Origin of the sequence: Vibrio renipiscarius (assembly GCF_000827885.1) — a bacterium.
In the GTDB taxonomy this organism is placed as follows: domain Bacteria; phylum Pseudomonadota; class Gammaproteobacteria; order Enterobacterales; family Vibrionaceae; genus Vibrio; species Vibrio renipiscarius.
In genome coordinates this window covers 58958-71440 of sequence record NZ_JTKH01000003.1, presented here as the reverse complement: position 1 = coordinate 71440, position 12483 = coordinate 58958, and the positions used below count along the sequence as shown (strand labels likewise).

9 protein-coding genes and 1 pseudogene are annotated in these 12483 nt (G+C 47.1%); 7 read left to right on the top strand and 3 right to left on the bottom strand.

Annotation, left to right across the window (positions count from 1 at the left end; all coding sequences use genetic code 11):
• Positions 1 to 168 precede the first annotated feature (168 nt).
• Entirely contained in the window at positions 169 to 834 is a 666-nt protein-coding gene (gene queE / locus OJ16_RS00615) for a 7-carboxy-7-deazaguanine synthase QueE (RefSeq protein ID WP_040986368.1), read from the top strand.
• Between the two features lie 132 nt (positions 835 to 966).
• Here queE and queC read toward each other — a convergent pair whose 3' ends face one another.
• Together queC and OJ16_RS00605 are read right to left on the bottom strand one after the other, a co-directional pair.
• Positions 967 to 1623 carry a 7-cyano-7-deazaguanine synthase QueC gene (gene queC, locus OJ16_RS00610; protein WP_040986367.1) on the bottom strand — a complete coding sequence of 219 codons (657 nt, stop codon included), beginning with the start codon at positions 1621 to 1623 and terminating at the stop codon, positions 967 to 969.
• Positions 1624 to 1781: 158 nt separating this feature from the next.
• The gene (locus OJ16_RS00605) at positions 1782 to 2657 is read right to left on the bottom strand and encodes a LysR family transcriptional regulator (RefSeq protein ID WP_040986365.1); all 876 of its coding nucleotides are present in this window, start codon (positions 2655 to 2657) and stop codon (positions 1782 to 1784) included.
• 166 nt (positions 2658 to 2823) lie between these two features.
• Here OJ16_RS00605 and OJ16_RS00600 point away from each other — a divergent pair, with 166 nt between their 5' ends.
• From OJ16_RS00600 to OJ16_RS00575, 6 genes and pseudogenes are all read left to right on the top strand, one after another.
• Positions 2824 to 3222, top strand: coding sequence for a RidA family protein (locus OJ16_RS00600; RefSeq protein ID WP_040986364.1), 399 nt, complete (start codon positions 2824 to 2826; stop codon positions 3220 to 3222).
• A gap of 92 nt (positions 3223 to 3314) precedes the next feature.
• On the top strand, positions 3315 to 4805 hold the full coding sequence (locus OJ16_RS00595; RefSeq protein WP_040986362.1) for an aldehyde dehydrogenase family protein: 1491 nt from the start codon (positions 3315 to 3317) through the stop codon (positions 4803 to 4805).
• Between the two features lie 116 nt (positions 4806 to 4921).
• Complete coding sequence (locus OJ16_RS00590; RefSeq protein ID WP_040986360.1) at positions 4922 to 5908, top strand: membrane dipeptidase; 987 nt, start codon at positions 4922 to 4924, stop codon at positions 5906 to 5908.
• A gap of 352 nt (positions 5909 to 6260) precedes the next feature.
• Positions 6261 to 7763 (top strand): annotated as a pseudogene (locus OJ16_RS00585) (BCCT family transporter); the annotation flags it as partial.
• Between the two features lie 134 nt (positions 7764 to 7897).
• Positions 7898 to 9664: a hypothetical protein gene (locus tag OJ16_RS00580; protein ID WP_040986356.1), complete on the top strand. Its 1767-nt coding sequence runs from the start codon at positions 7898 to 7900 to the stop codon at positions 9662 to 9664.
• The gene (locus tag OJ16_RS00575) at positions 9661 to 10398 is read left to right on the top strand and encodes a DUF3726 domain-containing protein (RefSeq protein WP_040986355.1); all 738 of its coding nucleotides are present in this window, start codon (positions 9661 to 9663) and stop codon (positions 10396 to 10398) included. The genes OJ16_RS00580 and OJ16_RS00575 overlap by 4 nt, the downstream gene beginning before the upstream one ends.
• A gap of 129 nt (positions 10399 to 10527) precedes the next feature.
• Here the strand turns inward: OJ16_RS00575 and OJ16_RS00570 are convergent, their stop codons facing one another.
• A complete protein-coding gene (locus tag OJ16_RS00570) occupies positions 10528 to 12474 on the bottom strand; it encodes a diguanylate cyclase (RefSeq protein WP_040986353.1) in 1947 nt (648 codons plus the stop codon).
• Between the last annotated feature and the right edge of the window lie 9 nt (positions 12475 to 12483).

The following is a 12483-nucleotide window of genomic DNA, read 5'->3' as shown; positions in this document are numbered from 1 at the left end:
TGTTGCACTGTTGTTTTTCTTGAATAATATGCAAACTCATGAAGTGTTTTTCGTTCATTTCTCTAATTGTTGGAAAAATGACGCCGAGGAAGCGGCTTGAGTTTGACCTCGACAATTGAGTGCTATAAGGTCTCGAACCGAGTAATTCATCAGTAATGGTTAGCGATAGTGTACAAATTAAACGAAATGTTTGAAACCATCCAAGGGGAAGGGGCATTTACTGGCGTTCCTTCAGTGTTTATTCGGCTGCAGCAATGCGATGTTGGTTGTTCTTGGTGTGATACAAAACAGACTTGGAGTGCAGATCCAGAAGATGAGGTAAAACTTGTCGATGTGATGGCAAAGCAGCAAGATTCTGCTCATTGGTGTAACGTCAGTGTGGAAGATATCGTATCGCTGTATCAGGCCACCTATACTGCACGGCACATCGTTATCACCGGTGGCGAGCCTTGTCTGTATGACTTGACGCCATTAACGAGTGCATTTGAAACGCTGGGGTGTGTCTGCCAAATTGAAACCAGTGGTACCTCTGAGATTCGGACAACGCCAAATACTTGGGTTACGGTGTCACCTAAAGTCGCCATGAAAGGGCGCTTGCCGATACTTAACAGCGCATTAGTAAGAGCGAATGAAATAAAGCATCCGGTCGCGACGCAAAAAGATATCGATATTCTAGACGATTTATTGGCTTCTGTTTGTTTCGATCCTCAACGCATTATTGCATTGCAGCCAATCAGTCAGAAAGAACGTGCGACTCAACTTTGTATTGAAACGTGTATTAAACGTAATTGGCGTCTTTCTATTCAAACGCACAAATATCTACAAATCGCTTAAGCCGTTTTAATCAGAAATTTAGGTGAATAGGCGAGTCGGTTGCCTATTGAGTGAATCGCTAGGATTTGCATGCGGTGGATGTTGATTGTCAACGAGCGCTCTCGTTGACAATCAATGTTATCGGCTGAAACCTTACTTACTCGCGAAGTATTCGTCCAATCCATTTTGTCTTAGCAGGCAAGCAGGGCATTCGCCGCAACCCTTGCCCAAAATGCCGTTGTAGCAGGTCAATGTCTTATTCTGAACATACTCGAGCATGTTGTGCTTATCCGCCAGTCCCCATGTTTCAGCTTTGTTTAGCCACATCAAAGGCGTCTTGATATTCACGTTGTTATCCATACCTAGATTACACGCTAGGTTTAATGCACGGATGAAATTATCACGGCAATCAGGATAACCAGAGAAGTCGGTTTCACACACGCCCGTAATAATATCCTTTATGCCCAGTTGGTAAGCGTGAATGCAGGCGTAAGTGAGAAAGACGATGTTGCGCCCAGGCACGAAGGTGTTCGGCAGGTCATTGTCATTCAATTCATTTGAAACAGGAATGTTATCTCGAGTAAGAGAACTTATCGCAAGTTCATTTATCGCGGTAACGTCAAGCACCTTGTGACTTTTCACGTTAAGTTCTTTGCCAATTTCAAGAGCGACTTCGATTTCATTAGAGTGACGTTGACCATAATCAAACGTTATTGCATGGACCTCATCGTATGTATTCAAAGCATCGATTAAACAAGTGGTTGAATCTTGCCCGCCAGAAAACACGACAAGTGCCTTTGTTGTAGTCATAAGTCATCCTTTAATGTGTACAGCACTATGATCTGAGCGGTAGTGTATCGAGCAAGCAAACTTTCCGTCAATCACTTTGGTTTTATCTATTGCAGGGGTTTTATCTCTTGCAGTGGCTTTTTTGTATCCGAAGACTAACGTTGAACGCAAACACTCAATTAACAGCGCAGATACTCAAGACACAGCTGATGGAAAGCATGCGCTTGCGGTGAAATGGTTCTATCCATTAAACGGAAGATGCCGATCTGGCGCTCTAATGGCGGATCGATAAGCGGTATCCACACTAAGCGTGTTTCGCTGGTTGGAAAGGCCATTTTCGGTAGTGTTGTCACGCCAATACCAAGCTCAAGCACTGAAAATAGCGAAGTGATGTTTTCGACGGAATAGAGCGCTTGCTCGCTTAATACCCGTGCGGGCGTTGGGTCAAGTAGGGTACAAGTACCATTGCGAATAAAAGGTTGCTTGAGTAACGTTTGCCAGCCAATACCCTGTGGATGGGCCGCGATGGGATGGTCACGCAGGCAGACGACGCCAATAGGGTCGGAAAAGAGCGGCGTGAAGTCAATGGCACGGTCATTCATATAGGTAAAATTACCTACTGCTAGGTCGACTTCACCAGACAACAAACGGTTCGCGACACCAGCCGCGTTGTCGTCGATCAAACTCACTTCAACCTCAGGGTATTGCCGACAAAATGTGGCGAGTACGCTCGGGATCAATTTGGCGGCGACAGACGGTACACTCGCAATTCGAACTTTCCCTTGTTGGCCGGCGGCAGCAGCCCGTAGATCGTTGTCGAGTGCACTGTACACATTCAAAAACTGCACGATCTTCGGTACGCAGATCTCACCAAAGGGGGTTAACTTAGCCTTATTCCCCGCTTCAAACAGTGGTTGGCCGAGCAGTTTTTCCAACTCTTTTATCGAAGTTGAGAGTGCGGCTTGTGAACGATTCGCTCGATTCGACGCCGCGCGAAATCCTCCTTCTTCTACCACCATCACAAAATGCTTTAATTGTTGCAGCTTAATACTCATCAGTACGACTCCTGCCAGCCCTTTGTTCACCTTACTTTGTTTAAGGCGATAAATAAAACTAATCAAATGAAAAAAATTTACCGTTAGATTTATCGAATGTCAAAGTGCAATATTTAACTATCGAGAAACATATTGATTACATCTTTTGTTGCAAGGGTGAAGATTGATGAATAAACACAATAAAAAGACGCCAGTTAAAACCGCATTGTTTGCTTCTAAAGCGCCGTTAGAGTGGGCGATTGTTAATAATGGCACCCTCTATACTGCGCAGATCCCAATCGATGACACTGGTGCTGTCGTCGCTGGCGGTATTGAAGCACAAACGCGTCAAACCTTTAACAACCTCGTTCACACTTTGGAATGTGCAGGGGAGTCGTTAGATTCGGTGCTGCAAGTGCTGATTTATGTGACTGACCGAGAATACCTAAAAACGGTCAATGAAGTTTATGCCGAGTATTTTTCAGCGCCATACCCAAATCGCGCAGCGATGGTGGCTGCAGGGCTTGCTCGTGAGGAAATGCTGGTGGAGTTTGTTGTCTATGCGAGTGCCTCACAGCCGCAATAACGACCACGCCATACCCAACTAAGTCTGTCATTTAATCGTTTATGAACTGGTTAGGAAGATCGGTATCCGCCAGAGCGAACAAGGAAAGCATCATGACTCAACATCAATACACACAAAAAACGTTTACTCAGATCACCAATGTCGCGGCGGAAAAGTCGCTATACATCGCGGGTGAATGGCAATCTGGCGTGAGTACCGTAAGCAATATTAACCCATCTGACATCACTGAGAATTTAGGCGAGTTTGCGCAAGCGAGTGAAGATCACGTTCAGCAAGCCATTTCTGCGGCAAAGCAGGCGCAACCTGAGTGGGAACGAACGCCGATTGAGCGCAAGCAAGCAGTATTACAAGCGATCGGTGATGAACTGATTGGGCGTTGTGATGAGCTTGGTGCGCTGCTGGCGCGTGAAGAGGGCAAGCCTTTTGCCGAAGGTCGTGGCGAAATTTATCGTGCCGGTCAGTTCTTCCAATACTTTGCCGCAGAAGTGCTGCGTCAAATTGGTGATAACGCTGCGTCAGTTCGCCCGGGCGTGTCGGTCGAGGTCACTCGTGAAGCGGTGGGGGTGATTGGCATTATTTCCCCATGGAACTTCCCAACCGCAACGGCTGCTTGGAAAATCGCCCCTGCGCTGGCTTTTGGTAACAGTGTGATTTGGAAACCTGCCAATTTGACGCCAGCGAGTGCGGTTGCCTTAACCGAAATTATTCATCGCCAAGGTTTACCAGCAGGCACGTTTAACCTGGTTTTAGGTGGTGGTTCAACCGTTGGTAATGCACTGATTCACTCTAAACAGATCAACGGCGTCAGCTTTACTGGATCGGTAGATACAGGCCGTAAAGTCGCCGCGGCAACCGCGCCAAACTTTATTCGTTGCCAGTTAGAGATGGGCAGTAAAAACGCCTTGGTGATTGCTGATGATGCCGATATTCAAATTGCAGTTGAAGCAACGATTGCAGGTTCATTCTCTGGCGCAGGGCAGAAATGTACCGCCTCCTCGCGATTGGTGGTGATGGACAGCATTCACGATGCTTACGTCGACGCGTTGATTAAACGCATGAGCGAGCTGAAAGTCGGGCATGCGCTTGACGACGGGATCTTTATGGGGCCTGTCGTAGATGGTAAGCAACTGGATGCCAACTTAACGTGGATTGAAAAAGCCAAAGGTAGCGGGGCGGAATTGGCGTTTGGCGGTGAGCGATTAACTATGCCACACGAAGGCTACTACATGTCACCAACGCTATTTTTGAATACGAAAAATAGCTGGGAAGTAAACCAAGAAGAGGTGTTTGCACCGATGGCAAGCGTGATTCGCGTAGCGGATCTGGATGAAGCTATCGCGACCGTTAACGACACCCGCTTTGGCCTGACAGGCGGCATCATAACGCAAAGTTTGCGTAGCAGCGCCATCTTCAAACAACAAGCTCAAACGGGCTGTGTGATGGTGAACCTACCGACAGCAGGAACCGATTACCACGTGCCATTTGGTGGCCGTAAAGAGTCAAGCTTTGGCCCGCGTGAGCAAGGCCAATACGCCAAAGAGTTCTACACCGTGGTGAAAACCGCTTATCAACGTCCTTATTAGTCGATTAAAACTGCGGTTAAGGCACTGCCACTAGGAATGGCGTAGAGAATGGATGAGTGAGAAATAGGCGCGTTAGGAATGGATGCGTTAGAAATGGATAGGATAGAGGGGTAGCTATGTACCAGCAACGGATCGTGATAGATGGATTGCAATACTGCAATTGGGATCGAGAGTATTTCCAAACGCTGAAAGCGAGTGGCATTACCGCCGTGCATGCGACGATTGTCTATCACGAAAATGCACGTGAAACCTTAACGCGTTTTACCGAATGGAATCGACGTTTTGAACAAAACGCCGATCTGATCATGCCGATACATTCCATGGCTGACGTAGAAAGGGCCAAGCAGCTAGGCAAAGTGGGTGTGTTATTTGGTGCCCAAAACTGCTCTCCGATTGATGATGAGATTGGCTTGATTGAAGTAATGCGCCGCCAAGGTTTGCTCATCATGCAATTAACCTATAATAACCAAAGCTTATTGGCGACGGGGTGTTATGAGCAGCACGACACGGGCATAACACGCTTTGGCAAACAAGCCATTGCAGAGATGAACCGAGTTGGCATGATCATCGATATGTCCCACAGCGCTGAGCGCTCAACGCTTGAAGCGATCGATCTTTCCTCTCGTCCAATCTGCATCAGCCATGCAAATCCTACCTTTGCTCATGAAGCCTTACGCAATAAATCCAATGCGGTGATCAAAGCGCTGACTGAGCGTGGCGGCTTGATTGGCTTTAGTTTGTACCCATTCCACTTGCCGAATGGCAGCCAATGTAGCTTAAACGACTTCTGCCAAATGGTGGCGAAAACAGCCGACATGGTTGGTGTTGAGCATTTAGGTATTGGCAGTGATTTGTGCTTGAACCAACCACAGCAAGTGCTGGAGTGGATGCGCAATGGCCGCTGGTCAAAAGCGATGGATTACGGTGAAGGTTCTGCGAGTAATTCGGGATGGCCTGATGCCTTGCCATGGTTTAGTGGCAGTCAGGGGATGGAGAATATTTACCACGGCTTGATGCAACATGGATTCAATGAATCTGAAGCTGGCCAAGTGATAGGAGATAACTGGTTCCGCTTTTTACAACAAGGGCTAGAGCCGAGCTAAAAGCCATTAATGCACGCTGCCACAATCATAATTATACCCGTCCTACTTGAAGTGACAGCGGTGTTGACTGGCACTCTCAAACCTCATCACATAGTGTATCTATGCTCAGAGGCTTTGTTCGCTTGTCGCCGACCTGTATCTTCAAGTTGTTTGGGTATATAGAGCAGGTGTGAAATACACTTTTTGTTGCCAGCCAATGCTTCTTCACGGCATTGGCGCTGCATAAAACCTCTGGAGTCAGAGTATGTCTGATTTATCTGATAGCATGAAAAGCGTTTCAACGAAGTCATCTTCACAGAAGCAATCTTCAAATACGCAAGGAACACCCGCGCAAAGCAGCGCAAGCTCGATAGAAAAACTAGGGTTGGATAATCCTGCCTTTTGGTACAGCGGCGGGTTTATCGCCCTGTTTGTTAGCCTCGCTTTGTATGATGGCGAGCTTCTTTCCTCACTGGTAAATTCTGGATTTGGTTGGGCGGTAAAAGTCTTCGGTCCCTATTGGCAATTGCTCCTTCTTCTTACTTTTCTTATTGGCCTTGGATTAGCGGCAGGACGAACAGGCAAAGTGATCTTAGGCGGCATTGCCAAGCCTGAAATGGACGGGTTTCGTTGGATGGCGATCCTCTTCTGTACGCTGCTCGCCGGCGGTGGTGTTTTTTGGGCGGCGGCAGAGCCTATTGCGCACTATGTGAACCCGCCACCGTTATACGGTGTGCAAGAAAACCCACAGCAAGGCGCAGTGAATGCACTTTCTCAATCTTTTATGCACTGGGGTTTCTTGGCGTGGTCTATCGTGGGTAGCTTAACCTCGATTGTGGTGATGCATCTGCACTATGAAAAAGGATTACCGCTCAAGCCGCGTACGTTGCTTTATCCATTATTGGGTGAACGCGCGCTAAAAGGGCATACCGGCGCCTTGATTGATGCGTGTTGTATTGTTGCCGTGGCGGCAGGCACGATTGGACCGATCGGCTTTTTAGGCCTGCAGGTGAGCTACGCGTTGAATGCTTTATTTGAAATTCCGGATGGCTTTACCACTCAGCTGATCATTATTTTATTTGCTATTGCCCTTTATACCTTATCGGCATTGAGTGGATTGAATCGTGGCATGCAAATGCTTAGCCGCTACAACGTGATCCTGGCGGTTGCGTTGATGGCTTATATCCTCATTTTTGGCCCAACCAGCTTTATTTTTAATGGCTACATTCAAGGCGTCGGCAGCATGCTCGACAACTTCATCCCAATGGCCACCTATCGTGGTGATGAAGGCTGGCTAAGCTGGTGGACGGTTTTCTTCTGGGGCTGGTTCTTAGGTTATGGACCTATGATGGCGATTTTCATCGCGCGTATTTCTCGTGGCCGAACCATTCGCCAACTTATCGTCACCATCAGCATTATTGCGCCATTGGCGACCTGTTTTTGGTTCACCATTGTTGGTGGGTCAGGTCTCGCCTTTGAAATTACGAATCCGGGCAGTGTCAGCGCCGCTTTTGAAGGCTTTAATCTGCCGGGGGCGCTATTAGCAGTCACACAACAACTGCCAATGCCGATGGTGATTTCAATTCTGTTTTTGATTCTCACCACCATCTTCATTGTTACCACGGGTGACTCAATGACCTACACCATTAGTGTGGTGATCAGTGGTGAAACTGAACCGAATGCCATCATTCGTACCTTTTGGGGCGTCATGATGGGGGTAACGGCGTTGATTTTGATTTCGCTCGGATCCGGGGGGATCTCTGCCTTGCAATCATTCATCGTCATTACGGCGGTACCGGTGTCGCTTATCTTGCTGCCTTCGTTGTGGAACGCGCCGAAAATTGCGGTCAAGATGGCGAAAGAACAAGGCTTATAGCCTGCGCTAAAGGCAACCCAATAACGTGAAACGCGGGCGAGTTTCTTCCGCATAAAACCTAATACCGGCCTGATGAATCAATAATGCCATCAGCCGGTATCACAATACTTATAATGAATTAGGTGGTGAGCAAAATGGATGCACATCGTTCAACAGATTCTCAGGCAGTTCTGCGTAAAGCAGAGATTGTTATGGCCCCTGAAAGGCTAGGCGCTATGCATCAAAGTCGAATCAGTTTTGTACGCAGTTTGATTCGAAAAATGGCGCAGCAACAATGGCGAGTGACCAAGCATGAATGGCAGCTATGCCCACAAGGTTTTGGCCATGTGATTTATAAGCTGGTTACGCCCGAGCACGTCTACCATTTGGTGGTGTTTTGTGACCAAATTGCGGACCGTGAACGTAATGATCGCGTGATTGCGGAAAAGTGGGATGTGACGTTTGCGCTGGTCTATGGTGATGTTGATATTCCTTTGCTAGAACAACTACGAGCGAATGTGCCGCTACAAGAAGCGGGGCGTAACCCTAACAAGGTACTCGTGCTCGCACGTGCTAACAAAAGTGTGCGAGTGTTTGAGCACATCGTCTCTCGCTTGGCGCAAGGTATTCAGCCTGAGCCACAAGAGCTGGCCGAAGTCGGTTACATACTGCGTACCACGGCCGTGTATGGCAACGGCAAGTTCGGTATTGCCGATTTCAAATTGCTTGAGAACAACGCTGATTTCAGCCAATCCTTTAGCGCGCAAATGTGCGCCGTCTACTTGATTCGAGAGTTCAGCTTAGACTGGGTTCATTATTTGGCAGAACAACAAGGTGGCGCCCAAGCGGCAACCCTACACCGCGGGCTACAACGTTATTTAGGTGTAGGTAACGCAACAGGCCTTGGTATGGCGCCGTATTTGATCAATCACCCTTGTGTGGTGGATCAATGGATGACGACCCGTGAACGCGCGCTTGCCCTCGTCTTATCGATGCCATGCGAAATGGGATATTACGCGCCGTTGTATGATCTATTGGCCAAAGCACAGTCTCATTTGCAACAAGTGATCACCATTAATCCTGCGCAAAATCAGCTTAACCTACAAGCGATCGATGAGCTTGCCCAGTTAAATCGGCAGCTCGACAACCATATCCAACAATGCGCGACGTGGTGTGAGTTGGTGAAACAAACCGAGATATTGAGTTTAGAAACACAGGAGATGCTTCTGTCTTGCCTTATTGAACTTTACCCTGAATGGGTTGATGTCTTCGCTGAGCAAATGAATTGTGATGAAAGTTTATCTCTTGCGAACGGAAAAAAAGTAGCGGACTTGCTGGTATTGATGGAAGAGAAGTATCGCTGGGCGATTGAGGCTGATTTTACACTGGCTGAGAATAACTACTGGTTCTGGTATCGATCGCAAGACAAAGAAGAGCCGCGTATGGGCGTGCGAGGTGAAGAAATTGGAGAAGATCGCGAGTTGCCACTTGATATCGGTCGCCAAGTGAATCGTTTATACCTGGCACTAGGCGCGCATCCAACAGAGACGACGTTGGCTGAGTTTCTTCTGCGCGAGCCAAAATACCGCGCCATTGCACGCCGTGTCTGGACGCTTGGCAATAAAGAGATGGGCGATATTCAGATGAACGTGTTACGCGAAGATGCACTGCCTATGCACCTATTGCGTTGTAAGTTGGCCATGTTTGGCGCCACAAAGTTTGACCCGCGATCTGATCGTTGGGTGCGAGTCACTTTCTTCCAGGGCTCGCCGTTGCTCGACGAAATTCAAGATCCGAGTTACCAAGACAACTGGATATTCCCGTTGTTGCCAAATGATGTCTATTTCAACGACGCCTATTTTGATAATCAGAATGCGGCTAACGGTGATGTGGCACAAGGCGAGGGAGGAGCAACACGATGATCGTTTCGCACAATGAATTGGTGGCGGCAGTCAACAAGGCGTTTATGGGCATGCGTCGTAGTTGTGGTGAAGGTGACGTGATCGCCACCATGGTTGCAGACCTACAAATGGTTGGTCTGAATGGTGTCTATCATTTTAATAACGCCAGTCGTTATCTTGGTCTTGAAGATGATAGTCCGGTTGATATTGAGAGCCTCGCCGATGGCAAAATGAATATCGATTTGCATGGCGGCAGCATTGCGTGTCACTTACCCGTGGTGATTGATTATGTGCTGGAGCAGATGGTTGGCGCTAAATCGGTGAGTGTTACTTTAAGTCGCTGTCATAATCGTTGGTTAGCCTACAGTGAATTAGTCAAGTTGGCGGCTAAAGGGATAGCTTGCCGTGCAAGTTGGGACAATGGTTCTTCGCCAAAGCGTATATTGTATGTCCTGAATCGTGGCTGTATTGCTCCGGAGCTCTATTTCTCCGAACTTGCCACGCAGGAGGAAGCGAGCTTACATTCACTGACGATTGAACTGTCCGTTGAGGACTTTACTTTACCGCTCAGCGTAAATGAGTATTCAACGCATATTGAAGCGCAAGAGCTGCAAAAAGCCCTGCAAGGAGCGTGGCAAGATGGCATATTTGTTGATGATGCGGAATGGGCAACCTTGAAACAGAACGCAACCGTGTTTTTGGTTGAAAATAGCCAGCGTTCAATACAAGGTGCAGGAGAAGGAGAGCTCGTTTAGATCTATTCTTCTACATCTATGCAGAAAAAGAATAGAAATCGGACTGAACGGCACTATAAGCAGTGCCGTTATCGTTTCTGAAACTATTTAATGAAGCGCATGCCTGGGTTTAAACGCACGCAGGCGTCGCTAAGTCGTTAAATAAATAGGATCGTTGTACGCGTCCACAATGCAATTTTTGCTATTACGCTTTGCCTGATAAAGCGCTTGGTCAAGGATGGAATAGAGCTCATCAAAGTCGTGTAAAGCCTTAGAGGTTGCTAAGTAGGCGAGGCTGGCTGTCACGGAAAGTGACTGCTGAGTCTCTGAAACAAACGGTGTATTGGCAATCGCTTGATGAAGCTGTTTTACTCTTTCGTTCACATCAAGCTCATCCACATCATTGAGCAAGATTAAAAACTCTTCTCCGCCCAATCGACCAACAATATCATTGGTTTCCATTTTGGATTTAATGACTTCAATCACGTGGTGTAAGACGCGATCCCCTGTCGGGTGACCAAACTGATCGTTGATCGATTTGAAATCATCTAAATCAATCAGCATCATGACGTAATTTGTCTCATCAGCACTTTGTGTCGTCTTACTTCTTACTTCGCGTATCATGGCCGAGCGGGTTAATGCGCCGGTTAAGAGGTCCATATCGTAACGTGCCGATATTTTTCGACAATAATAAATGTAACCGACAAAGGTACAGGCGAGTATTAACATTGCTATAAACGCGTACTGTAGGTTGCTCTCTAAAAGCTGAATCTTTTCGCGTAACGATTGATTGGACTCAGAGAGAGAGTCGATCTTAATTTGATTTGCATAATCTCGACTGGCTAAGTCAAGTGCGACAAATGCAGAGCGGTTATCGCTATCTCGCTTGCTTAGCTCTGATTGCGAATAGCTTCGGTAATAGGCAAGCGCCAGGCTAAAGTTGTCCTGAGCTTCCGCTATTTCAGCCAGTAATCTTAATGATTGGCTTCGCAAGCGTTCACTGCCGATTGATTCTGCTAAATTTAACGCGTCTTGCGCGAAATCCAGTGCCCCTAATAAGTTATCTTGTTCTTTATAGGCTTGAGAAAGAGCGAGGAAAATTTCGCCGCGGATCTGGTTGTTGTCCTGTTCGTCTGCGCTGGCTAACGCATTCAGTAAATAACGTGTACCGCGCTGATAATCCGCTTGAGCAATATACGCTTGGCCTAATCCGAGTTGTGCGAAGGAAAGGCCAATAAGATGGTCGTATTTCTTAACCAGCGCTTTGGACGCCACAAAATGCTCGATAGACGCTTGATAATTCCCTTGTTTTAAAAGCGTTTTCCCCATGCTGTGATGGGATTGGGCTAACTCTAATGGTGATTGACCGCCGCCGCGCATATCGAGGGCGATATTGATGTATTCTTTTGCTTTTTCAAAATGGCCTAATGTGGCGAGAAGTAATCCGGCATCATTGTAAATACCAGAAGAGTCGACGTACGGTGGAATATTGGATAGAAGCGTTTCGTAAGTATCCAAAGCTGCATGGTAATTACCAAGAAACTCTTGGTTGTTGGCGATCACGCGATAGGCCATATGCGGGGGGATAACAGACGTTGAACTATCCAGTAAATGAGTTTTGAGTGATGAGCAATAGATTGCCGCCTGATGGTATTTTGCTTGACGATTAAACACTCGACATAAATGGTATTCAAACAGAATTCGACCATCCATGGAGTTTTGTTTATTCGCGTGATCAAGTAGCGATAGGTAGCCTTCGTTCGCCGATAAAAAATCCAGCTTTTCCTCTCTATTTAACGCCTCAATGAACCGTGCTTCTAATTCACCAAAGACAGGATCAAAAGAGTTAGGGTTGCCATGATATGGCTGGCCATGAAGTAGCATGAAACCATGCAATTTACTGCTGATGTATAGCTTTTCGATGCCAGGTTTTAGCGCGTTGTAGCGATCTTGTAATAAAGAAAGTGCGCGTAATTTGTCTTCTTTAAGCGCACTGGCGTAGATGCCTTCCCACTGATTCAGATCATTGAGAGCATAGACTGGGGTCGTGATTAAAAAAGAGAAGACGCAAAGCAGTTTAAGTAGGCGTTGTTTCATGGTGACAAT